The 25,226-nt window shown below is 37.4% G+C and carries 20 protein-coding genes; 9 read left to right on the top strand and 11 right to left on the bottom strand.

All coding sequences use genetic code 11. The features are described 5' to 3' along the window. Nucleotides 1-197: 197 nt before the first annotated feature. From ACHABW_RS20770 to rpmH, 11 genes are all read right to left on the bottom strand, one after another. Nucleotides 198-1,046, bottom strand: a complete 849-nt coding sequence (locus ACHABW_RS20770) for a ParB/RepB/Spo0J family partition protein (protein WP_110938096.1) — start codon at nucleotides 1,044-1,046, stop codon at nucleotides 198-200. Further along, nucleotides 1,039-1,800 (bottom strand): ParA family protein, encoded by a 762-nt coding sequence (locus ACHABW_RS20765; RefSeq protein WP_110938095.1) that lies wholly within the window; start codon nucleotides 1,798-1,800, stop codon nucleotides 1,039-1,041. Before ACHABW_RS20765 ends, ACHABW_RS20770 begins: the two co-directional genes overlap by 8 nt. A gap of 393 nt (nucleotides 1,801-2,193) precedes the next feature. Continuing rightward, the gene (gene noc, locus ACHABW_RS20760) at nucleotides 2,194-3,042 is read right to left on the bottom strand and encodes a nucleoid occlusion protein (RefSeq protein WP_435758182.1); all 849 of its coding nucleotides are present in this window, start codon (nucleotides 3,040-3,042) and stop codon (nucleotides 2,194-2,196) included. Nucleotides 3,043-3,468: 426 nt separating this feature from the next. Continuing rightward, the gene (gene rsmG, locus ACHABW_RS20755; protein ID WP_435758180.1) at nucleotides 3,469-4,185 is read right to left on the bottom strand and encodes a 16S rRNA (guanine(527)-N(7))-methyltransferase RsmG; all 717 of its coding nucleotides are present in this window, start codon (nucleotides 4,183-4,185) and stop codon (nucleotides 3,469-3,471) included. Between the two features lie 21 nt (nucleotides 4,186-4,206). Further along, on the bottom strand, nucleotides 4,207-6,093 hold the full coding sequence (gene mnmG, locus ACHABW_RS20750) for a tRNA uridine-5-carboxymethylaminomethyl(34) synthesis enzyme MnmG (protein ID WP_435758178.1): 1,887 nt from the start codon (nucleotides 6,091-6,093) through the stop codon (nucleotides 4,207-4,209). Between the two features lie 215 nt (nucleotides 6,094-6,308). Further along, nucleotides 6,309-7,685: a tRNA uridine-5-carboxymethylaminomethyl(34) synthesis GTPase MnmE gene (mnmE, locus tag ACHABW_RS20745; RefSeq protein WP_435758176.1), complete on the bottom strand. Its 1,377-nt coding sequence runs from the start codon at nucleotides 7,683-7,685 to the stop codon at nucleotides 6,309-6,311. A gap of 1,017 nt (nucleotides 7,686-8,702) precedes the next feature. Continuing rightward, nucleotides 8,703-9,323, bottom strand: a complete 621-nt coding sequence (jag, locus tag ACHABW_RS20740) for an RNA-binding cell elongation regulator Jag/EloR (protein ID WP_435758174.1) — start codon at nucleotides 9,321-9,323, stop codon at nucleotides 8,703-8,705. Beyond that, nucleotides 9,320-10,120, bottom strand: a complete 801-nt coding sequence (gene spoIIIJ / locus ACHABW_RS20735; protein ID WP_110938089.1) for a YidC family membrane integrase SpoIIIJ — start codon at nucleotides 10,118-10,120, stop codon at nucleotides 9,320-9,322. Before spoIIIJ ends, jag begins: the two co-directional genes overlap by 4 nt. A gap of 257 nt (nucleotides 10,121-10,377) precedes the next feature. Continuing rightward, the gene (gene yidD / locus ACHABW_RS20730; RefSeq protein WP_435758172.1) at nucleotides 10,378-10,602 is read right to left on the bottom strand and encodes a membrane protein insertion efficiency factor YidD; all 225 of its coding nucleotides are present in this window, start codon (nucleotides 10,600-10,602) and stop codon (nucleotides 10,378-10,380) included. Further along, nucleotides 10,599-10,973: a ribonuclease P protein component gene (gene rnpA, locus ACHABW_RS20725; protein ID WP_435758171.1), complete on the bottom strand. Its 375-nt coding sequence runs from the start codon at nucleotides 10,971-10,973 to the stop codon at nucleotides 10,599-10,601. The genes yidD and rnpA overlap by 4 nt, the downstream gene beginning before the upstream one ends. A gap of 302 nt (nucleotides 10,974-11,275) precedes the next feature. Beyond that, nucleotides 11,276-11,413, bottom strand: a complete 138-nt coding sequence (rpmH, locus tag ACHABW_RS20720; protein WP_110938086.1) for a 50S ribosomal protein L34 — start codon at nucleotides 11,411-11,413, stop codon at nucleotides 11,276-11,278. Nucleotides 11,414-12,060: 647 nt separating this feature from the next. Between rpmH and dnaA the strand changes: the two genes are divergently transcribed. From dnaA to ACHABW_RS20675, 9 genes are all read left to right on the top strand, one after another. Then, nucleotides 12,061-13,422: a chromosomal replication initiator protein DnaA gene (gene dnaA / locus ACHABW_RS20715; protein WP_110938085.1), complete on the top strand. Its 1,362-nt coding sequence runs from the start codon at nucleotides 12,061-12,063 to the stop codon at nucleotides 13,420-13,422. A gap of 214 nt (nucleotides 13,423-13,636) precedes the next feature. Then, nucleotides 13,637-14,779: a DNA polymerase III subunit beta gene (gene dnaN / locus ACHABW_RS20710; protein ID WP_110938084.1), complete on the top strand. Its 1,143-nt coding sequence runs from the start codon at nucleotides 13,637-13,639 to the stop codon at nucleotides 14,777-14,779. Nucleotides 14,780-14,956: 177 nt separating this feature from the next. Then, nucleotides 14,957-15,181: a S4 domain-containing protein YaaA gene (yaaA, locus tag ACHABW_RS20705; protein ID WP_310793584.1), complete on the top strand. Its 225-nt coding sequence runs from the start codon at nucleotides 14,957-14,959 to the stop codon at nucleotides 15,179-15,181. A 12-nt stretch (nucleotides 15,182-15,193) separates the two neighbouring features. Further along, nucleotides 15,194-16,315: a DNA replication/repair protein RecF gene (gene recF / locus ACHABW_RS20700; RefSeq protein WP_435758168.1), complete on the top strand. Its 1,122-nt coding sequence runs from the start codon at nucleotides 15,194-15,196 to the stop codon at nucleotides 16,313-16,315. Nucleotides 16,316-16,325: 10 nt separating this feature from the next. Beyond that, nucleotides 16,326-16,586, top strand: a complete 261-nt coding sequence (gene remB, locus ACHABW_RS20695; protein ID WP_110938082.1) for an extracellular matrix regulator RemB — start codon at nucleotides 16,326-16,328, stop codon at nucleotides 16,584-16,586. A 59-nt stretch (nucleotides 16,587-16,645) separates the two neighbouring features. Continuing rightward, a complete protein-coding gene (gene gyrB, locus ACHABW_RS20690) occupies nucleotides 16,646-18,559 on the top strand; it encodes a DNA topoisomerase (ATP-hydrolyzing) subunit B (RefSeq protein ID WP_110938081.1) in 1,914 nt (637 codons plus the stop codon). A gap of 296 nt (nucleotides 18,560-18,855) precedes the next feature. Beyond that, nucleotides 18,856-21,471: a DNA gyrase subunit A gene (gene gyrA, locus ACHABW_RS20685; RefSeq protein ID WP_435758165.1), complete on the top strand. Its 2,616-nt coding sequence runs from the start codon at nucleotides 18,856-18,858 to the stop codon at nucleotides 21,469-21,471. A 171-nt stretch (nucleotides 21,472-21,642) separates the two neighbouring features. Further along, nucleotides 21,643-23,283: a BCCT family transporter gene (locus ACHABW_RS20680; protein WP_435758163.1), complete on the top strand. Its 1,641-nt coding sequence runs from the start codon at nucleotides 21,643-21,645 to the stop codon at nucleotides 23,281-23,283. A 423-nt stretch (nucleotides 23,284-23,706) separates the two neighbouring features. Beyond that, on the top strand, nucleotides 23,707-24,795 hold the full coding sequence (locus ACHABW_RS20675; RefSeq protein WP_435758161.1) for an HD-GYP domain-containing protein: 1,089 nt from the start codon (nucleotides 23,707-23,709) through the stop codon (nucleotides 24,793-24,795). The last annotated feature ends 431 nt before the right edge of the window (nucleotides 24,796-25,226 follow it).

The following is a 25,226-nucleotide window of genomic DNA, read 5'->3' as shown; positions in this document are numbered from 1 at the left end:
ATTTTATCTTTGTATTATCTAAATTACTTCGTAGACCTTCCCAACTTTAGATACTAGATAGAACTTTAAAATTTCTCCGTGTTTAGAGAGTATTGTGTTCGTAGAGTAGAGAGGTTTGAATACCTTCTAGCCGGACTGTTTGCGGTTTTTAACTTTAGAAAAGATGACCCAACGAACGGGCCACCTTTTGTCCTTACCTATTCTTCTTCCGTTGTATGAAGTAATTCTAAAATTCTTTCTAAATCTTCATCAGTAAAGAAATCAATTTCTATTTTCCCTTTACCTTTCCCTTTTTTAATCTGAACTTTTGTTCCAAAATATGATTTTAAAGCTGATTCTCGATCCTTTAAAAATGGTGACAGTGTGTTTTTCGAAGTTTCACGTGAAACATTTTCATTAGAACGTTGAATCCATTCCTCAAGTTGTCGAACACTCATTTTGTCTTTAATTATTTTTTGCAATAAGGGGGTTAGTTTATTTTTGTCTTTCAGCGATAAAAGTGCTCTAGCGTGCCCCATAGATAACCGTCCGTCCGAAAGATATTGTTGTACAATTTGTGGAAGTTGCAACAATCGTACGTGATTAGCGATATATGGTCTGCTTTTCCCTAGTTTTTTAGAAAGTTCTTCTTGAGTGACTTGCAAATGTTCCATTAATTTCTGATATGCCCTTGCTTCTTCTAATGGATTTAGATCTTCTCGTTGAATATTCTCAATAAGAGCTATTTCCATCATTTGATCCTCGGTTAATTCTTTTACAACCGCCGGAACTGTTTTAAGTTCAGCATTTTGTGCTGCGCGATACCTACGCTCGCCTACAACAATTTCATATCCTTTAATACTTTTTCTGACGATAATAGGCTGAAGAATGCCATGCTCGAGGATAGATTCGCTTAACTCTTTGATTGCAGCTTCATCAAATGTCTTCCTTGGTTGATATGGGTTTGGTCTTAATTCTGATACATTAATACTTTGAACTTGATCTTCTTGAGTATAAGATGTATCAGGAAAAAATGCTCCTATCCCTTTTCCCAGTCCTCTAGCCATGGCTCATCACTTCCTTTGCTAATTCAGTGTATACTTCTGCACCGCGTGACTTGTTATCATATGTAATGATTGGTTTCCCATGACTCGGCGCTTCACCTAGACGTACATTACGAGGAATAATTGTCTTAAATACTTTTTCACGAAAGTATTTTTTTACTTCTTCGATGACTTGAAGTCCTAAATTGGTTCTAGCATCCAACATTGTTAATAAGACTCCCTCTATCTCCAAATCTTGATTTAAATGTTTTTGGACTAATCTAACTGTATTTAATAATTGACTTAACCCCTCTAATGCATAGTACTCGCACTGTACTGGTATGAGTACCGAGTCTGATGCCGTTAACGAATTGATAGTCAACAGACCTAGGGACGGAGGACAATCAATAATAATATAGTCATATTCATCTTTTATTGAGTCAATAGCGCGTTTTAATCGAACCTCTCGTGAGATCGTTGGCACTAATTCTATTTCCGCTCCGGCAAGTTGAATCGTAGAAGGTATGATATGTAACCTCTCTGTTGGTGTAGGTACGATTACATTTTTTGGTTTTTGATCCTCTACTAGCACATTGTATATACATTCATCAATGTCACCTTTATTTATTCCGATCCCGCTTGTAGTATTTCCTTGGGGATCTATATCAATAATAAGTACTTTATTTCCTTCATGAGCAAGACAAGCACTTAAATTAACAGCTGTTGTTGTTTTCCCTACTCCACCCTTTTGATTGGCTATGGCGATTACTTTTCCCATCATGTCACCTACCTAACTCTCTAAACTCTGCATAACAATCTTCATTATAAAAATAAGCTTATTCCATCTTAACTTATACAGGTACTTCTCATCAGCCCCAACCTTGCTTTTAATTATCAAACTTTTCAATTTAACAACTCTACTTTTACGCACATAGTCATTAATTTACATTTTCGCGTGATAACCACCTATTTTATCTCTAATATCCTGTTTATTCTATCATGAAAAAAAGAGATTTAACGTAAATTCAGCGTTATTTTAGCAAAAATAATACTATGGATGTGTTTATTCAAAAAATAACCGTATCCGCGAAGTTATCGAATACGATTACAATTACTCTAAAAAAAGAGAGGTATTATCAAATTATCAGAGATTGAAACACTCTAATTCTAATTATTTTTTTGGTATGCGGATTGTGAACTCATAATACTCTTCATGTTCCTCTTCATTTGTGTCAATATGCATTCCTGTCTGAGCAACCATATCGACCGATTTTCGAATTGTATTCATTGCAAGTCGAGTGTCTTTTGAAACAGCTTTGCGGAACGTTTTTTTCTTTTCTTTCGGAGGCTCTTCTGAAAGCTTTTTTATTGCCTCTTCTGTCTGTTTTACATTCAATTCATTTTCAATAATTTTGCCTAGTAACATTAATTGTTTTTTCGGATCCTTTAACGCGATTAATGCCCTAGCATGTCGCTCTGTAATTTGACGGTATAAAAGCGCATCTTGTACTTCGGAAGGTAGTTGTAATAATCGAAGCTTATTGGCCACGGTTGATTGTCCCTTGCCAAGTCTTTGAGCTAAACTTTCCTGGGTTAATCCATGGAGTTCCAAAAGTTTTGCATAAGCAGTTGCCTCTTCAATAGACGTTAAGCCTTCTCTCTGAAGGTTCTCTATTAATGCAATCGAAGCCGTTTGAGAATCATTGAATTCTTTGATAACTGCAGGAATCCGTTCCCAGCCCAGCCTTGTAACGGCACGCCAACGACGCTCCCCTGCGATTATTTCATATTTCCCATTCCGCTCTCTTACAACAATCGCTTGAATGACACCGTGCGTCTTAATTGTTTGCGCCAGGTCGTCGATTCGATCGTCATCAAACACTGTTCTCGGTTGATATCTGTTTGGTACAATATCAGCTACTAATAGTTGATGGATTTCTTCTTTATGATTTATGACTGGCTCTTCTGTATTTTCCTGTTTGTCGTTCAAGCCAAAAAGCTTTGAAAATGATTGTTTCATGTCGCCCCCACCTTCATAAAACTACCTTTCTAACTCACTAGCAATTTTAGAAAATATGTTGATGAACTCTAAGCAAATTGAGGTGATTGGGTGGCAACCCTTTTAACTCAGAGCTTGGACATTATTCATGTTCAACAATATTCTCTTATAAAGCCTTTAAAGCAAGAAGAAAGGATATTAACTAAAATAACCAGCATCACATAAAAATGTTCCACGTGAAACATTTTTATCGTAATCACCAATATCTTTTTGTAAACGTAACATTTGTTTCTCCATCTACAGTATACGTGAGAATAAAGAAATCTTCTATAAAAAACTGTTAGAACATTTGTTTTCCTTTTTTAATATCCATTTTGGAATAGCGATTATCCAACTAAAAAACATTTAAAAAGTATGGCGATATACTAATTGAGCATAGTTTCCGATTTACAATAATGGCTCTTTATTTGGTGTGCCTGCTTTTCTTGGGAATTTTTTAGGTGTTAATTTTTGTTTTTCCACTATAATGACAGATCGCTCACTTTCTTCTATCGGTAAAATAAAGTCATGTTTATTGATTACATGACCACCTAAAAGTTGAAAGGCTTTTGTGGAATTATGTAACTCATCTTCCGCTCCTGCACCTTTCATAGCAATAAATTGACCATGTTTTTTAACTAGTGGGAGGCATAATTCTGCTAATACTGGCAATCGGGCAACAGCACGAGAGACGGCGATGTCATATTGCTCACGATGTTCCTTCTTATTGGCGAACTCTTCTGCTCGTGAATGATAAAAAGATACTCCTTTTAGTTGAAGTTCTTCTGCCAATGCATGTAAAAAGGTAATTCGCTTTTTTAAAGAATCAACAATAGTTACATGAAGCTGGGGAAAACAAATTTTTAAAGGGAGGCTGGGAAACCCAGCCCCTGCCCCAACATCTACGATCGACAACTCTTCTTCAAAGTTTTTATAAAAACTTACCGAAATAGAGTCATAAAAATGCTTTAAATAAACATCTTCTTTTTTTGTAATGGCCGTTAAATTCATTCGTTCATTCCAGTCTACAAGTGTTTGGTAATAACGGTCAAATTGGTCCATTTGAGACTCATTCAGAAAGATCCCTTTTTCTTGAAGTGCTTCTTGAAATTGTCGTTCGTTCATTTAAGACTCCACCTTCATCTTTTAATCAACTTTTTTGAGCTTACCTTGTTCCATATAAACTAGTAGAACGGAAACATCTGCCGGATTTACCCCGGATACTCGAGAGGCTTGCGCCATAGATAATGGTTTCACTTCAGAAAGCTTTTGTCGAGCTTCCATTGCCAGTCCTTTAATAGATAAATAGTCGAGATCTACAGGTAATTTTTTGTTTTCCATTTTTTTCAAACGGTTAACTTGATCCAGTTGTTTCGAAATATAGCCTTTGTATTTCACCTGAATTTCAACTTGCTCTTTTACATCTTCTTCATAATCATTTTCAGAAGGAATTAACAGGTTAATCGCATCATAGTGAAGCTCTGGGCGTTTTAATAATACTGCAGCATTCATTGCTTCTTTTATAGGGGAAGATCCTGCTTTTTCTAGAACAGCATTTGTTTCCGGAGAGACTTTTACAAAACTATTTTCTAATCGCTCAATTTCTACTGCTATTTTATCTTTTTTACTAATAAACTTGTCATACCGCTCTTGGGATATTAGACCTATTTCATAACCTTTTTCTGTTAATCTTAAGTCTGCATTGTCGTGACGCAATAATAATCGGTACTCTGCACGGGACGTGAGTAAACGATAAGGTTCATTCGTACCCTTTGTCACCAAGTCGTCAATTAACACACCTATATAGGCTTCTGAGCGATTTAAGATTAACGCTTCTCGATCTTGTGCTTTACGTGCTGCATTTATACCTGCCATAATTCCTTGACCTGCCGCTTCCTCATATCCGCTCGTACCATTTATCTGACCAGCAGTGAATAGACCGCTTATCTTTTTTGTTTCTAATGAAGGCCACAGCTGTGTGGGTACAATTGCATCATATTCGATAGCATATCCCGGACGCATCATTCGTACATTTTGTAAACCAGGTACTGTCTTTAGAATTTCATGCTGCACGTCTTCCGGAAGACTTGTTGACAAACCTTGAACGTATACTTCGCTTGTGTTACGTCCCTCTGGTTCCAGAAAAATTTGATGTCTTGGTTTATCATTAAAACGAACCACTTTATCCTCAATAGAAGGACAGTAGCGTGGACCTGTTCCTTCGATCATTCCGGAATACATAGGAGATCGGCTTAAATTAAGATTTATCAATTCATGTGTCGCCTCATTTGTATAGGTTAACCAACAAGGTAGTTGGTCAGTAATAAATTTAGTTGTTTCATACGAAAACGCTCGCGGAACATAATCACCTGGCTGAATTTCTGTTTGGGTATAGTCTATCGTTGCACCATTAACTCGAGGAGGCGTCCCTGTTTTAAAACGCACCATTTCAAACCCTAACTCTTGTAAATGATAAGAAAGATTTACAGACGGCTGCATGTTGTTAGGTCCACTATCATAGGAAAGGTCACCTAAGATTACTTTTCCTCGAAGATAGGTTCCTGTTGTTACAACTACTGATTTCGCTGAATATCTAGCTCCTGTTTGTGTAACAACTCCACGTATTTCCCCATTCTCTACGATAAGTTCTTCTACCATTCCTTGTCGAAGTAATAAATTATCAGTTTCTTCGATGGTACGTTTCATTTCGTGCTGGTATGCAAATTTGTCAGCTTGAGCTCGTAATGCACGAACTGCAGGACCTTTTCCGGTATTAAGCATACGCATTTGAACGTGCGTTTTATCAATATTTTTTCCCATTTCACCACCGAGTGCGTCAATTTCACGCACAACAATCCCTTTTGCGGGTCCGCCTACGGATGGATTACAAGGCATATATGCTACGGCATCTAAATTTAATGTCAACATTAAAGTATTTGCACCCATTCGTGCAGAAGCAAGTCCTGCTTCTACCCCCGCATGGCCGGCACCGATAACAATGACATCAAATTCGCCTCCATTATAACTACTCATCTAACATTCCTCCTCTAAGAAAAACGGCATAGCCGTCTTTTATTAAATACAGCGTCAGCTTCCGCCGCCCCGAGTAGCACCTACGTAGTGTGTGTAGGTGCTACTCGAAAGGAGGTGGGTTTCCCTTGATACTTGCGGCGTGAAGGTAGCTGCTAATTTTATAAACTCTTATCTTTTTAAAAGACCCATGACGATCTATTATTAAATCTCATTCTTTATTTCCCTAAACAAAACTGTGCAAATAATTGATCTATCAAGCTTTCTTGAGCACTATCTCCAATGACCTCACCGAGTAATTCCCATGCTCTTGTAATATCGATTTGAATCATATCTACTGGCATATCAGCGTCAACTGCTCCCAATGCCTCTTCCACCGATTGTTTAGCCTGATGCAATAAAGCTATGTGACGCGAATTAGACACGTATGACATATCTCCGGTATCCAAATCGCCTTCAAAGAAAAGATCGCGTATCGCTTCTTCTAACTCATCCACACCTTCATCCCGCACAAGAGATGTAGCGAGAACTGGACGATTACCCGCTAGTTTTCTTACATACTCAATATCAATGCGATCCTCAAGGTCCGCCTTATTAACAATGATTATGCTTTCGTTTTCCTCGGTTAGCTTCAAAAGTTCTAAATCAGAGTCCGTTAAAGGTTCATTTTGATTCAAAACAAGTAACACGAGCTCTGCTTCGTTTAGTACCTTTCTTGAACGCTCCACGCCTAATTTTTCTACAATGTCTTCCGTATCTCTTATTCCGGCTGTATCCAATAAACGTAAAGGAACACCCCTTACGTTGACGTATTCTTCAATGACGTCTCTCGTTGTTCCAGCTATCTCCGTTACAATTGCTTTGTTTTCATGAACAAGACTATTTAATAAGGATGATTTTCCAACATTCGGTCGACCAACAATAACTGTGGATAGACCTTCACGTAAGATTTTACCTTGATGAGCAGTCTGCAAAAGACGTTCGATCTCCTTTTGGACAAATGTGCCCTTTTCTTGAAGAATAGTAACTGTCATCTCTTCAGCATCATATTCAGGATAATCAATGTTCACTTCTACGTTTGCAACTGTTTCTAATAATTCCTGCCGTAGTTTTTGAATTCGTTGGGACAATTTTCCTTCCACTTGATTCATCGCTACATTCATAGCACGGTCTGTCTTAGCTCGGATCAAATCCATGACACCTTCCGCTTGAGAGAGGTCAATACGTCCATTTAAAAATGCACGCTTTGTAAATTCACCGGGCTCTGCAAGTCTTGTCCCTTGATTAAGCACAAGATGCAGCACTCGATTGACTGAAACGAGTCCTCCATGACAGTTAATTTCAATCATGTTTTCCTTCGTATACGTTTTTGGCGCACGCAAAACAGAAACCATCACTTCTTCGATCGTTTCACCACTTTTAGGATCGTATATATGGCCGTAATTGATAGTATGACTATCAAGAACTGTTAACGGGAATTTCCCCTTATATATTTTATCTACTATCGCAATGGCATCTTCTCCACTAACTCGAACGATTCCGATTGCACCCTCGCCCATCGGTGTGGAGATGGCCGCTATTGTATCAATGTTCAATTAGCCCACCTCCTCCTTTCTTCTTCGTTAATCTATATAAAATGGTTATAAATGTTAAAGTTAGAATTGAAACCAATTTATGATTCCAACTATCTAGAATATCATAAGTTATCGTAATAAGATAGCTCTTTTACTAGGGACTTTAGTGTTTTATAAAAGTCATCCGTTAAAAAGTTTTCCACATTTCCCTTTATGACACTGATAATGGGTTATCCACATGTGGATACCTCAAAATTATAACAGTATCCACAATAATATCATGAAGACGGTCAGATTCAAAATACTAATGGAATAAGCCTGGCCTTTATAAAACATTTTTTCTTTCTCAAAAGCTATTAAATCAATGTAAATGTATTGAATTCATCTCTATTATTTGGCAATGAGAAATTTTAAAATACATTCTAGCTAGATAATTTTGAATTTGATTGTTGTATTTAATGGATTTCTTGAGATATCTGAGTCGATGACGCCTGAGCGTTTCTTCATGCGTAAGCTATATATTGTCATTATATCGACAAAGGCTTCTTTAGAGCGTTTGCTGGGAGAGGTATAGTAGCACGTTCTTTTTCCCGCGGTGAACTGAACAACCCTCGCGGAAATCAGCCGCCTAGAGCGATTCAACCACCTCTGAACGATCTAAACAACATTCTGAGTTAACAGAACCCTCATTTGATAGAAAATCAGGCTGCAGAGAATAAGAAAAAGCATAGCGTCTGTATAAAACTTTTATTCTTATTTGGTGAACTTAGTTCTCTGTTATTATCGAAGGTTTTTTGACAGAATTCCCGATCGCTTTCCGTGGATGTAACTAAAGACATCCCATAGTTACACTTATAGGAGAAGTGAGTTCCTAGTGTCATTAAAAACGGAAGATAGCTCTACTCAACCGGACACTAGGCACCTGAGTGTCCTCTAAAATCTGATACTATAAAAAAAGAGGCTGTGCTAAAAAGTCATTTGACCCTTTTGGCATAGCCTCTTAACAAACTATTTAATTCGATTTTTCTAGGTGACTGATCATTTTGATTTAGGTACAACAACAATACGCCTATGAGGTTCCGTACCATCTGAATAAGTAGCAACCTCTTTTACATTTTGTAAGGCTGTATGAATGATTTTCCGTTCATGAGAATTCATTGGCTCGAGTCGAACTTCACGTTTTGTTCTAATTGCTTTGCTGCTTAACCGCTGCGCCAACGTTTCTAATGCTTCTTTTCTACGTTCACGATAGCCTTCAGCATCCAAATAGATTCGAAGATAGCTTTCGGACTGTTTATTTGCAACGAGATTGACTAAATACTGGAGAGAGTCAAGAGTTTGTCCTCTTTTTCCAATGATAACGCCTATGTCGGAACCTAGAATATTTAAATAAGTTCCTTCTTTTTTCGTCTCTTCTTCAATCGTTGCTGAAACCCCCATTTTATCAATGGTATCTCGTAAAAATAAGACGGCTTCTTTCACAGGATCAATATTAACCGTTACTTCTACGATTGCAGGTTTGCTGCCAAATCCAAATATCCCTTTTTGGCCTTCTTCTATAACGTGAATCGTTACATTTTCTCTTTCTGTGTCAAGCTTTTGTAAACCCGTTGCCACTGCTTCATCTACAGTTTTACCTGATACAGTCACTTTTTTCACTTATTTTTCGCTCCTCCTGTTTTGGCGTCATTTACCTTCCCAACATTAGGACCAGTGATAAAATATGTCTGAGCAATCATGAACAAGTTACCTATAACCCAATATAACGCTAATGCAGATGGGAAAAACGCTGCAAATGCAATAATCATAATTGGCATGATGTACATCAAAGCCCGCATTTGAGGATTATCTTGAACCATCATCATTTTTTGCTGAATAAACGTTGTTGCGCCTGCAACTAATGGCAGAATAAAGTACGGATCTGCACTTCCTAATTCAAACCATAAGAAATTTTGAGGGGTCCCTACGTAACTTGGATCCACTTCTGGATTGATTGCAGGAGTTCGAATAATCGCATGGTAAAATGCAATCAATATCGGCATTTGAATTAAAATTGGAAAACAACCAGCTAATGGATTTACTTTATGTTCTTGGAACAGTCCCATCATCTCTTGCTGAAGTTTCTGTTGTGTTTGCTTATCCTTCGCGCTATGTTTCTCTCGAAGTTCTTTCATCTGCGGTTGCAAAGCTTGCATTGCTTTTGTACTCTTTGTTTGTTTGATCATTAAAGGCAAAATCAATATGCGCAGTAAAAGAGTCGTGATGATAATCGCTAAGCCATAACTGTTTCCTAAAGCCTCTGCGATATTTTCCATTAACCAGGACAATGGGTATACAAAGTAGGAATCCCATATCCCTTCATTTTCCGCTTTAATCGGTACATCAATGTTAAAACATCCAGTCATAAAGACCATTAAACCGACTAATAGTGAAACTAAACCTAATTTCTTTGCCACTCTAGGTCCTCCTATCTCTTCCCTAACTATTAATTTATAGAGGATGTTCAATAAAACCTTTATCCTTGCGAAGAAAAGCCAATCTCAAAACGTAAACTTTTACACTATGGGATTATTTACTGTCAACGCCCTGATTAATTAGCTTTTTGAACACACACTTATATTACGTCATTTAAAGAAATAACATCTACTCCACGCCAATGCCCCCTGCGAAAGAGATTATCATTAAATGACCGAAATAACTTGGATGATGATTATCATTCACTCTTTTTTTCAGGAACTGTATCAATTCCTCCAGGGTGAAAAGGCTGACATTTCAAAAGTCGTTTGACTGTTAACCAACCACCTATTACTATTCCAAAACGCTCTATCGCCTCGATCCCATAATGGGAACATGTAGGATAAAAACGGCATGACGGCGGGGTAAAACGTGAAATGTATTTTTGATAAAATCTGATAATCACGATAAATATTCTTTTCACCTTTTCTCACCTCTTGACCTCTCAATTGAATGGGTCTTCTGAAGCTTGGCTACTTTTAACACGTGGTTCAATGATTTCTTTATTTCATGGTAATCCATATCAGCTACTGGTTTTCTGGCAATGATAATGACATCACGATCTTGGTGGCATTTATCTGTCAATTCCCGAAGTACTTCCTTCATTAACCGTCTTATTCTGTTTCTCATCACAGCATTCCCAATCTTTTTACTTATAGACAGACCAAAACGAATCGTTGTTTGATCAACTTTTTTTACTTGGTAAACGACAAATTGACGGTTGGCAACAGAATACCCCCGTTGAAAAACGTGCTGAAAGTCTTCGTTTTTTTTCAATCGGTACTCTCTCTTCATTCCTGCACCTCATCTATCCATTCAAACAAATGCTATCTAATCTAAGTTCGTCTGTCCCATTCTACATTATAAAGAATAATAGACTGATTAGCCATTGCTTTCTAAGATTTTATGTAATAAGAAAAAGAAAAACCGCATCGCGGTCAATAATCTTAGTTAATTGAAGAAAAACCAGATCATTACTCTTCATATGAATGATGAAGAAACGATCTGGTTCATCTTGGAATCCGGTCAACATAGTAAATACTACAAAAAAGTCCTCTTATTTCGAGAAAAAAGACCACTGATCACACAGTGGTCATTTACGCTGATAGTACTTTTCTACCTTTACGGCGACGATTAGCTAGTATATGACGACCATTTTTTGTAGCCATGCGAGCACGAAAACCGTGATTCTTTTTACGCTTTCTATTATTTGGATTAAATGTTGGTTTGCCCATCTATTCCACCTCCTGAGGTTTCTAATTAATTAATTATGATTAACATATCATCATCTTCTGCATCGCTTATCGTTCCACATACGATGAGATTGACAGTCCTGTAAATTATATGAGAGTCAGAGGTTAATGTCAAGTACCCTTTTAATATTTCCTTCCTCTGGGTCCTTACGCTAAAAAATGTTTTCATTAAAAAATATATCTGTGGACAACTTTCAACAAAATATTACATCTTTCCACAGCAGTTTACACAGGCTTTACACAAAATATTGTGCTGTGGACAACTTTTAGACACAACCCCTTGAGTAGTGTGGATAACTCCTAGTATTCCTTGTGCCCCTTCTCTTAGTTTGATATCATATTCTTGTTTTTTCAAGTGGAAAACCTGTGGTAGAATATAAACTATCCACAGATGTTAACAACTTTGTGGATAGTTGTCCAAGTCTCTTTATATTGTTATCCACATCTTTGTTAATTACGTGGACATATATTATCTCTTCCTATATACTAGTTTTTCCACAAGTAATTCAGGAAATGAGTATAACTTTATATTTATACATTGCCATTATACATTGGTTGTACAACCTGCGAACTTATTTTTAAATTCGCTTTTCTGTTATGTAACAAACCGCAAGGGAGGGATAAGAAAATTGGAAAATCTTGAAGACTTATGGGAACAAGCCCTATCTAAAATCTCAGAAAAAGTTAGTAAACCGAGCTTTGATACGTGGTTTAAGTTCACAAAAGCAGATTCTATTGATCAAAGCTCTAACACAATCACTGTGATTGCACCTAATGAGTTTGCAAGAGACTGGCTGGAAAATCGTTATTTCGGAATTATTACAGAAACTTTAAATGAATTAACCGGTGCTGAGCTTGAAACGAAATTTATTTTACCTAAAGAAGATAAGAATAATGATTTAGACCTTTTTGACAAGGTTAAACAATCACCTGAACCTCCTGCTCAAAACCAGGAAGAGATTATACCGAAACATATTCTTAATCCAAAATATACATTCGATACGTTCGTTATAGGCAGTGGTAACCGATTTGCACATGCAGCATCCTTAGCTGTCGCTGAAGCCCCTGCTAAAGCGTATAATCCTCTTTTTATCTATGGAGGAGTCGGATTAGGGAAAACTCACTTAATGCATGCGATCGGACACTATGTCATGGATCATAATCCAAATGCTAAAGTCGTCTATTTGTCCTCTGAGAAATTTACAAATGAATTTATTAATTCCATACGAGACAATAAAGCCGTTAATTTTCGTAATAAATATCGAAATGTAGACGTGCTGCTCATAGATGATATTCAGTTTTTAGCTGGAAAAGAACAGACACAAGAAGAATTTTTCCATACATTTAATTCGTTACATGAAGAAAGAAAACAAATTGTAATATCCAGTGATCGTCCTCCTAAAGAAATTCCTACATTGGAGGATCGACTGCGTTCCAGGTTTGAATGGGGACTGATTACCGATATTACTCCGCCGGATCTGGAAACAAGAATTGCTATTTTACGTAAAAAAGCAAAAGCTGAGAATTTAGATATTCCTAATGAAGTGATGTTGTACATTGCAAATCAAATTGACACAAATATTCGTGAGCTTGAAGGTGCACTCATCCGTGTTGTTGCGTATTCATCGTTGATAAATCAAGATATGAACGCTGATTTGGCTGCTGTTGCACTAAAAGATATTATTCCAAATTCAAAACCAAAAACGATTACCATTGCAGATGTACAAAAAACGGTAGCTGCGACTTTTCAAGTAAGAGTGGAAGACATGAAAGCAAAGAAAAGAACGAAAACTGTCGCTTATCCTCGCCAAATAGCGATGTATTTGTCACGGGAGATGACAGACCATTCATTGCCGAAAATTGGGGTTGAATTCGGGGGAAGAGATCATACTACAGTCATCCATGCCCACGACAAAATTGCCAGGTTGTTTGCTACTGATCAGGATCTGCAAAAACAAATACAAGAAATCAAAGAGCAATTGAAATCGTAGACCTGTGAAAACTGTGCATAACTCTTAGAATGTTATGCACACCTTGTCCACAGGTGGATAACCTGTCCTGTATAGCTTATTTCTAAGTTATCCACATGTTAACAGTCCCTACTACGATTACTTCTAGAAATAACTATTAAAAAGAATGATATAAAGGCTTATTAAATTAGAATTCAAAACACAGCTAGTGATATAGAAAGTGAGGAAGTAAAAAATGAAATTTACGATTCAACGTGATCAATTTGTGCAAGGAGTACAACATGTATCAAAAGCTATCTCATCAAGGACAACTATTCCTATTTTGACGGGAATTAAAATTGAGGCTAGTTCAGAGGGGGTAACTCTTACTGGCAGTGACTCTGATATTTCCATAGAAGCATTTATACCGAAAGAAGATGGAGATACAGAACTTGTTGATGTTGAAAAAGAAGGAGCTATTGTCTTACAAGCTCGCTTTTTTGGAGATATTATTAAAAAACTTCCCGAAAGCCATGTTGAAGTTACAGTATCAGATCAATTTGTTACTCAGTTAAAGTCAGGATCTTCCGTATTTAATCTAAATGGTCTGAATCCAGAAGAATATCCTCGATTACCGGAAATAGAAGAAGAAAATGTCTTTAAATTACCTAAAGATTTATTAAAAAGTATTATTCGCCAAACAGGATTTGCTGTATCCACAGTGGAAACACGACCTATCCTTACGGGTGTTCATTGGTCCATTGAAGATAATCAACTTACTTGTACATCCACAGATAGTCACCGTCTGGCAATGCGACATGCTAAGGTTGAAGCAAATACCTCAGATTTATCTTTTACAAATGTTGTTATTCCAGGCAAAAGTTTAAGTGAATTGAATAAAATTCTCGATGATAAAGAGGAATGGATTGAAATTATCGTGACAGATAATCAAATTTTATTTAAAGCAGCAAATTTATTGTTTTTCTCGAGGCTTCTTGATGGGAATTATCCAGCTACGAAAAATATGATTCCTACACACTCAAAAACTAGTGTGAAGTTGAACGCGAAAAAATTGCAAGACGCTATTGAACGTGCGCTTCTTTTATCAAGAGAAGGTAAAAATAATGTTGTAAACGTGAAAACTATTGAGGATAATCAAATAGAAATCACATCGGTCACTCCGGAAGTTGGTAAAGTAACAGAAGATGTTGAAAGCCTTGAGTATACTGGCGAAGAATTACGAATTTCTTTTAACGGAAAAAATGTGATTGATGCGTTGAAGGTTATTGATTCGACTGAAATAGTCATAAACTTTACAGGTGCTATGAGCCCATTTGTGATGAAGCCTGTAGAATCAGATCATATGCTGCACCTTTTCTCTCCAGTAAGAACGTATTAAAATGTTTTACTGACGTACTATAATCACCCATTCCTAGGATTCAGAGAGGAATGGGTGATTTCTCTATGTTGTAAAAAAATCAGATTGGCGTAAATAGAAAACTTTTAGTACAATATAAAGTGAGATAAAATCTGTGCGTGATAAAATAGTGAGAAAAAGAAAGTGAGTGACCAAATTTTGAGAGAAACGATTATGATCAAAGAGGAATACATGACTCTCGGACAGGCATTAAAAGAAGCTGCCGTAATTGAATCCGGTGGAGCTGCAAAGTTCTTTTTAGCAGAAGTACCCGTTTGGGTAAATGAAAAAGAAGAAAATCGCAGAGGTCGAAAACTCTACCCTGGTGATCAGGTGACAATAGAAAATATTGGTACGGTATTGATTGCCAGAGATGAAACATAAAGAGGGATTTCGTTGTACATTGATCAACTAACACTTAAAGATTACCGGAACTACGGGGAACTAACACTATCTTTTGAAAATCAAGTAAACTTAATTCTTGGTGAAAATGCCCAAGGAAAAACGAACTTGATGGAAGCTATTTATGTGCTTGCCATGGCGAGATCACACCGTACATCAAAGGATAAAGAGCTCATTCGCTGGGATCAGTCGTTTTCTAAAGTTGAAGGTCATCTCACGAATCGTCATGGACCACTTCACATGGAAGTGGTGTTTTCTCAAAAAGGAAAAAAAGTAAAGATCAATCGGATTGAAAAAAAAAGATTAAGTGACTACATTGGTTCTTGTACCATCGTCATGTTTGCACCTGAAGACTTGACGTTAGTAAAGGGCAGTCCTCAAATACGTCGCCGTTTCCTTGATATGGAAATGGGTCAAATATATTCTATTTATCTTTATTATCTTTCTCAATACCATAAAATTTTGAAGCAGCGCAATCAGTGGCTAAAGGATGTTCAGCAAAAAAAGGTTAAAGCTAATAGTGACTTTCTTGAAGTCATGACCGATCAGCTGATTCAAGCTGCAGCTCAAGTCATTACAAAGCGTTATTCTTTTATTGAAAAACTTCAAGCTTGGGCTCAGCCTATTCACCATGAAATTAGTCGTGGGAAAGAAAGGTTGGAAATCAAGTATGTTCCCTCCTGTGGAGTATCAGAAGAGATGGACTTGTCGACAATGGTAGTAGTATTGAAAGAGGAATTTAAACGAGTAGAAGAAAGAGAGATACAAAGAGGAACGACACTAATTGGTCCGCATCGTGATGATCTGGCTTTTATAGTAAATGATCGTGATATTCAAACATACGGTTCTCAAGGACAACAAAGAACAACAGCACTATCTCTGAAACTCGCGGAAATTGAATTAATTTATGAGAAAACAGGCGAATATCCAATTCTTTTACTTGATGATGTTCTATCTGAGTTGGATGATTTTCGACAGACCCACTTATTAAATACGATCCAAGGGAAAGTGCAAACTTTCGTGACAACTACAAGTGTGGATGGTATTGACCATAGAATTTTGGATGATGCGGAAACGTTTTACGTAGAGGAAGGATCGATTCAGCGAAAAGAATGAGGTGGGAAACATGTTTATACATTTAGGCGGAGATATGGTCTTGAAAGCAGATGTAATTATAGCGATTATAGATCATCATAGTCATGATTTATCAAAAGAAAATCAACGATTTTTGCAAGATCATATAAAACGTAAAAAAACGATTAAAGTAACGGAGGATATTCCAAAATCAATCATTGTTACGAAAGATGATATCTACTTATCCCCTATATCCTCTCTTACATTGAAACGTAGGGCCGAGACGGCTGCAGTGATTCCAGAAGAAGAATAAATATACGACTATAGATTACTTAGTAGCTCTACTACTAGGAGAAGTGTAGGTGAAGAACAGTGAGCATAGAACAACATTCCTATGATGAAAGTCAAATTCAAGTTTTAGAAGGTTTAGAAGCCGTTCGTAAAAGACCGGGTATGTATATTGGTTCAACAAGTGCACGTGGTTTACATCACCTTGTTTGGGAAATCGTTGACAACAGTATTGACGAAGCAATGGGAGGACACTGTGATAGGATTCACGTTGCTATTGAAGAGGACAATTCGATAACGGTAGAAGATAATGGTCGAGGAATTCCGGTCGGTATTCATGAAAAAATGGGCCGTCCAGCAGTAGAAGTTATCATGACTGTTCTTCACGCAGGAGGGAAATTTGGCGGTGGAGGTTACAAGGTTTCCGGTGGTCTTCACGGAGTGGGTGCTTCTGTAGTAAATGCACTTTCCACGCATTTGGAAGTGCAAGTTTTCCTAGACGGAAAGATCCATAAAATCGAGTTTTCACGTGGGATTCCCCAAGGGGACCTTCAAGTAATTGGTGAGACAGAAAAGAACGGTACATTCATTCGATTTAAACCGGACGAAGAAATATTTACAGAAACAACGGAATATGAGTACGATCTTCTTGCTAATCGCCTTCGAGAGCTAGCCTTTTTAAATCGTGGTCTTCGTATTTTCATTACTGACAAACGTGAAGGCGGCAAATCGGCGGAATACTTTTATGAAGGTGGCATTCAATCGTTCGTCGAACACTTGAATCGAACAAAAGAACCTCTTCATGAGCCTCCTATTTTCATTGAAGGAGAGAAAGATGGAATTACAGCTGAAATTGCCATGCAATACAATGATGGTTTTTCCAGTAATCTATATTCATTTGCAAATAATATTAATACCCACGAAGGTGGAACCCATGAGTCTGGTTTCAAAACTGGCTTAACTCGTGCAATCAATGATTATGCACGTAAAAACGGCTTATTTAAAGATAATGATCCAAACTTAATCGGAGACGATGTACGTGAAGGATTAACAGCAATCATTTCTGTTAAAATTCCTGATCCTCAGTTCGAGGGTCAAACTAAAACAAAGCTGGGTAACAGTGAAGTCCGAACGATAACTGACTCTTTATTTACTGAACATATGAGTAAGTTTATGGGAGAGAACCCCTCTGTTGCCCGACAAATTGTCGAAAAAGGATTGATGGCATCACGTGCCCGTGATGCTGCTAAAAAGGCGAGGGAACTTACAAGACGAAAATCGGCATTAGAAATCAGTGCTCTACCAGGCAAATTAGCTGATTGTTCGTCAAAGGATGCCTCTATTAGTGAGATTTATGTCGTAGAGGGTGATTCCGCCGGTGGCTCAGCAAAACAAGGTCGTGATCGTCACTTTCAAGCGATTTTACCATTACGCGGTAAAATTATTAATGTAGAAAAAGCACGTTTGGATAAGATTCTTGCAAACAATGAAATTCGCGCAATTATTACTGCATTGGGAACCGGAATTGGCGCTGAGTTTGACATCACAAAGGCAAGATATCATAAAATTATTATCATGACGGATGCGGATGTGGATGGCGCTCACATACGAACGCTATTGTTAACGTTTATTTATCGTTATATGCGCCCGTTAATTGAAGAAGGCTATATTTACATTGCTCAACCGCCGCTTTATAAGGTATCTCAAGGTAAAACAATAGAATATGCCTATAATCAAAAAGAAATGGAACGAATTTTCAAGGAATTACCAGCAACTCCGAAACCAACTTTACAGCGTTATAAAGGTTTAGGGGAGATGAATCCAACACAGCTTTGGGAAACAACGATGGATCCATCAATGAGAACTGTATTACAAGTGAGTATGAATGATGCTCTTGCTGCTGATGAAATATTTGAAACATTAATGGGTGATCGCGTGGAACCACGACGTGATTTTATACAAGAAAATGCTCATTATGTTAAAAACTTAGACGTTTAAGAAACGATAATTAATAGACGGCTATGTCGTTTCTCTAAACAGATAAGAAAGTATAATTTAACAACTCTCTTGATGCCACGCGCACCTGGGGAAGCCGCTCAATTCCAGTAGCACCTACACGCAATTCAAAGGTGCTACTCGGGATGGCGAAAGATCACAATAAAAGACGCTATGCGTTTTTCTTAACTAACGTGAAAGGTTCGGTACTGTATTAACAGTATCGAGTCCTATACATAAATGAATAATGAGTGTACGGGAAACAAACGTTTGGAAACTGGTGAACGGAGGTACAAGGAATGGCTGATCAAGAAGAATCTAGAGTCAAAGATATTAATATTAGTCAGGAAATGAAAACATCTTTCATGGATTATGCGATGAGTGTTATTGTAAGTCGTGCTCTTCCTGATGTTCGGGATGGATTGAAACCTGTTCACCGTCGTATTTTATTCGCGATGAATGAACTTGGTATTACAGCAGATAAATCTTATAAGAAATCAGCTCGTATCGTAGGAGAAGTTATTGGTAAGTATCACCCGCATGGTGACTCTGCTGTATATGAGACGATGGTTAGAATGGCACAGGACTTCAGTTATCGCTACATGCTTGTTAACGGACACGGAAACTTCGGTTCTGTCGATGGCGATGCAGCAGCAGCGATGCGTTACACAGAAGCGAAAATGTCTAAAATTTCTATGGAACTTGTACGTGATATTAACAAAGATACAATTGATTATCAGGAAAACTATGACGGTTCAGAATCTGAGCCGATTGTAATGCCTGCAAGATTCCCAAACTTATTGATTAACGGAACATCGGGTATTGCTGTTGGTATGGCTACTAATATCCCGCCGCACCACTTGTCTGAAATTATAGATGGGGTTTTGGCATTAAGCAAAAATCCTGAAATAACAACCGCTGAATTAATGGAGCATATTCCTGGTCCAGATTTCCCAACTGCAGGTGAGATCGTTGGAATTTCAGGAATCCGCCGAGCATATGAAACGGGTAAAGGTTCGATCTTAATACGCTCTAAAGCTGAAATTGATGAAGTAAACGGCAAGCCGCGAATTATTGTTAGAGAGCTTCCTTACCAAGTGAATAAAGCCCGATTGATCGAGAAGATTGCGGAACTTGTACGTGATAAGAAGATTGACGGGATAACCGATCTTCGAGATGAATCAGACCGCACTGGAATGAGAATGGTCCTTGAGCTTCGCCGCGACGTGAATGCAAATGTTTTATTAAATAATTTGTATAAGCAAACAGCACTGCAGACGAGCTTTGGTATTAATATGCTTGCTCTAGTCAATGGTCGTCCAAAGGTAATGGGATTAAAAGAGGTGTTATTTCACTACTTAGAGCACCAAAAAGTTGTGATACGACGCCGCACAGAGTTTGAGCTACGTAAGGCGGAAGCACGTGCACATATTCTTGAAGGTCTTCGTATTGCATTGGACCATCTCGATGAGGTTATAGCCCTCATTCGTGGTTCCCAAACAACCGAAATAGCCCGCAACAGCTTAATCGAAAAATTCGAACTTTCTCATGATCAAGCGCAAGCGATTTTAGATATGCGTTTGCAGCGTTTAACTGGTTTAGAGCGAGATAAAATCGAAGCCGAGTACTCGGAACTTAGAGCGAAGATTGCTGAGTTAAAAGCTATTTTGGCAGATGAAGAAAAGGTATTAGAAATTATTCGCGAAGAGTTAACGGAAATTCGCGATAAATACGGTGATGATCGTCGAACTATTATTACGTTCGGTGAAGATAGCTTAGAGGATGAAGATTTAATCCCACGCCAAAATGTGGTTATTACGTTATCACATCACGGGTATATTAAACGACTACCAGTCTCCACGTATCGTAGTCAAAAACGCGGTGGACGTGGTGTTCAAGGAATGGGAACTCATGATGAAGATTTTGTACGACACTTGTTCGTGACAAATTCTCATGATACGTTACTGTTCTTTACAAATAAAGGGAAAGTGTATCGACTAAAAGGATACGAAGTACCTGAACAGAAACGTACGTCTAAAGGGATTCCAATCATTAACCTGCTGCAAATAGAAAAGGGCGAGTACATTAGTACAGTCATTCCTATTTCAGAGTTTACGGAAAACCAGTCATTATTCTTTATGACAAAATACGGTGTGTCAAAGCGTACTGAATTAAAGGCTTTCGCAAACATTCGCCGAGGTGGACTATTTGCCATTAAACTTCGAGAAGAAGATGAATTACATGGGGTTCGCTTAACAGATGGTTCGAAAGAGATAATTGCAGGTACGCATCTTGGTATGTCGATACGTTTTAATGAAAATGATGTTCGATTAATGGGACGTACGGCAGCCGGTGTAAAAGGTATTAATTTATCTCAAGGTGATGAAGTGATTGGAATGGATACGATTGAAGAAAATCATGACATTCTGATCGTAACGGAAAATGGGTTCGGGAAACGAACACCAATTGAAGAGTATCGCCAGCAAACACGAGGTGGAAAAGGTATTAAAACACTTAACGTCACCGAAAAAAATGGGAAACTTGTCTCGCTTAAAGTTGTATCTCCAGAGCACGATTTAATGGTTATTACGACGAATGGGGTTATCATCCGCATGCACGTAGCCGAGATTTCTCAAACAGGACGAAGCACACAAGGTGTGAGACTCATTCGAGTAGGTGACGAAGAGTTCGTATCAACCGTTGCCCGTGTAAATATTGATGATGTCGAAGAGGATGAAGAAGTTGATCCAGAAGCGCAAACAGAAGCGTTAGTTACTGAATCTAATTCTGATATCGAACAAACATCCGATACCGAGACTTCTGATGAAGTCAGCGACACAGAAACGGAAATAGAAAAACAAGAAGAAACAGATGAAAGCCAAGACACCGACGATAATGATGATTCCGAGAGCTGAAGCTCTGATTAGTAAAACTAATTTTTAAAAAGATGCCACAAAAGCCCAGTGCTTTTGTGGCGTTTATATTTTAGATTCAAGTATACATAAATTTACATTCGACAAAAAATGTTAGAAACTTTCTATATAGGGAAGTGGCTATATATATACTTTTGTGAAAGGAGAATTGAGATGGAACCTAATCAAACCGGTTTAAAAACATTTTCGGAAACATTAAAAACACCAGTTTTCTTAATTTCGATAATTATTGCAATTATATTTGTTGCGGCTGGAATTATTTTACCTGATTTTAATCAGTATATCGACGCTACCTTCAATTGGGTAGTAACAAACCTTGGGTGGACATTTATTTTAGGAGGGAGCTCATTTTTATTTATTACTCTCTTTTTAATTATTAGTCCGCTCGGAGCGATTAAACTAGGTGAGGATCATGAAGAACCAGAATATTCGACACCCGCTTGGTTTTCCATGCTTTTTAGTGCAGGTATGGGAATTGGACTGTTATTCTGGGGAGTATCAGAGCCAGTTTTTCATTATAATACACCAGCTTATGGTGAAGGTGGAACTGCACAGGCTGTTCATATGGCTCTACAGTATTCATTCTTCCATTGGGGACTTCATCCTTGGGCCATTTATGCTGTCGTGGCATGTGCACTTGCTTATTTCTCCTATAGAAAAAACTTGCCGATGCTCTTGAGCTCTACATTAGAGCCAATTTTAGGACGAGATAAGATTAACGGAGGGTTAGGAAATACAGTAAATATTGTTGGAGTTCTAGCAACTTTATTCGGTATTTCTACTTCACTAGGTTTAGGAGTTATGCAAATTGGAGCAGGTATGGAAACACTATTTGGTATTCCAAATAACACAGCATTGTGGATGGGTATTATTGTCGTAGTAACGATTTTAGCGATCCTTTCAACGACTACTGGAATAGATAAAGGAATCAAGTGGCTCAGTCAGATAAACTTATCTGTCGCTGGTTTACTTTTATTGCTGGTCCTCATTCTTGGGCCAACTTTATTTATCCTCAATGCATTCACACATGCAACAGGTTCATATTTACAAAATATCTTACAAATGTCGTTTGGCATTGATGCTGCAGGAGAAGGAACAGAAGGTTGGTATGGCAGTTGGACAATCTTCTACTGGGCTTGGTGGATTTCATGGGCTCCATTCGTTGGATCATTTATTGCACGTGTTTCTAGAGGGCGTACGATTCGAAGCTTCTCTATAGGAGTTTTACTCGTGCCAACAGCGGTTAGTATGGTATGGTTTAGTGTTTTTGGTGGAGCAGCCTTGTTTAGAGAACACTTTGGTATTGGAGGAATCAGTGAAGTAATTGGTGAAGACGAAGCGCTAGGTTTCTTTGTTGCCTTAGCTGACTTTCCCTTTTCAAGTTTGTTAGTAGCAATCGCAATGATTTCAGTTACTGTCTTTTTCATTACTTCTTCTGACTCGGGTACGTACGTTATTGGAATGCTTACGTCACAAGGAAATCCAAACCCGCCATTAGCACTGCGTATTACATGGGGGACGATAGAAGGAGCCTTTGCAGCGGTCTTACTTTATGCAGGTGGATTAGGTGCATTACAAACTGCTGCGGTAACCGGCGGATTTCCGTTTATGCTTATTATGTTTTTAATGGTCTATTGTTTGTTTAAAGCATTATTTAAAGAAATGAAAGAAGGTTCACTGCCGGTTGAGAGACAACGCGTGCAAGCCGCACTCGATGATATCCGGGCAGAGCAAAGAAAACATCTAGAGGCGAGAGACATGGTCAATTCAGGCGAGAAAGAAGACGATAAATAATATTGCATTCTAGAATAAATAGAGAATGGAGGGTGACTGAAAAGTCACCCTCTTTTATATAAAAGATACTATTATATTCAGTGTAGGTACTAGAGCATCATCGCTTGTAACTGAGTGGAAATCAAAGGTTTTCTAAGGTATTTTTTAATGCGTGCCCTGTTTGTATTGATTGACTCCTGATGAAGTATCAATTAAACCTATCAAAATTGATTTTTTGATGATATTTCATAAATTTATAAAAAAAGTAATATTCCATCTTGACATTAAAATGATATTTCTTTCAAATAGAGAGAGGACATAGTATTTACTAGTTTAGGGGTTAGGTAAAATCTATTTATTATCAATAGCAAAAAACATACGAATAATTCTGTTACAATGAAAAAGTGAGTTTTTGAACATTGTTATTTTAGGGGAGCGGGAACGATGAATATAAAAATAAACTTTTTACTACCTGGCTGTATTTTAGCTCAAGATGTTTTTAAGCTATCCAATAGCCCTTTAATCAAGAAAAAAACAGTGATTACCCCTCATCATATTGAAATCCTAAAACTATTTCTTGTGAAGGACGTCCATGTAGAACCAAAACTTGTCAATGGAAAAACATTTATGCCAAAAGATATTATTAATGAAAAAAATAATGTTCAGAAACCTCTTGTTAAAAAGCGAGAGAATAAAACTTTTATAGATCTTTACTTGAAGGCTGTACAACAATATAAAAAGTTGTTTACAAATTGGCAGGGTGGAACGAAGGTCGAAGCTTTTTCGGTTAGAAAGATTTTCTTACCGTTATTCGAGACGGAACCATCTAAGGAAGAATTAATGCAATTGCATCATTACAGCACAAAGAATGATTATATATATTATCACTCAGTAGCTGTAAGTATCTTAAGTTATATGATAGGAAAACGAACTGGGCTGGAAAACGCAGAGGTAATTCAACTAGGATTAGCAGGTTTATTGTCTGATGCTGGCATGTCCAAACTATCATTTAATGTTTTCGACCAACAGAGTCAATTAACGTCGACACAATATGAGGAAGTAAAAAAGCATCCGATATTTGGTTACCGCATGCTTGAAGACGTACCTGGTTTTCGTAAAGAAGCACTTTTAGGAATTTTACAGCATCATGAAAGAGAAGACGGAACAGGATATCCAATACAAGTAAACTCAAAAAAACTTCATCTATATGCAAAAATAATCGCGATTGCAGATGTATATCATGCAATGACATCAGAAAGATATTATAGAAAGAAACAATCTCCTTATAAGGTTATTGCTTCTTTAAAGATTGATCAGTTTGGACGATTGGATCATAATCTTATTGAAACATTTACACATATGATGATTGATATGTCGATAGGCAGTAAAGTCAGACTCAATAATAACCAAATAGGAGAAGTTATTTTCCAACAAGTTAAGTATCCTACTAGACCGATTATAAAGCTGGATGATGATTCTCATATTGATTTAACGAAACATGTAGATATTGTAATAGAAGAAGAATTAATATAATCAAAGAGTAATATGACACTGTGTTGTTGACATTTGCTTACAAAGTTCCGGTACAATTGCAATATTGTTCAAAAATAATAACCAACTTCTTTGTGTGATTAGAGCAATGAAAGAATCATTTTTACTTTCTCAGTACGCCTTTTAGATACTTTTAAAAGTTGTGAAAGTATTGAAATGTTCCGACTACGAATAATTCCTTGCTTTCTTCAAAAAGTATATGTTATATTATTAAACGTTGCTGAAAAAACAACTTTGATTTTATAACTTTTAAACTTACACGTTATGAAAAATAGAGATGTTGACAACAACAGTATAATTTGATAATATAGTATGAGTCGCAACAGAAACAGCGATTCAACAACACTTAATTAAAACATTGTGTTAATGACCTTTGAAAACTAAACAAAAAGCCAAGCAAAGTGGGATATTTT

Source organism: Salipaludibacillus sp. CF4.18 (genome assembly GCF_051262595.1).
Classification (GTDB): Bacteria; Bacillota; Bacilli; order Bacillales; family Salisediminibacteriaceae; genus Salipaludibacillus; species Salipaludibacillus neizhouensis.
The sequence above is the reverse complement of the archived record's forward strand: the minus strand, read 5'-3'. Positions and strand labels throughout refer to the sequence as shown.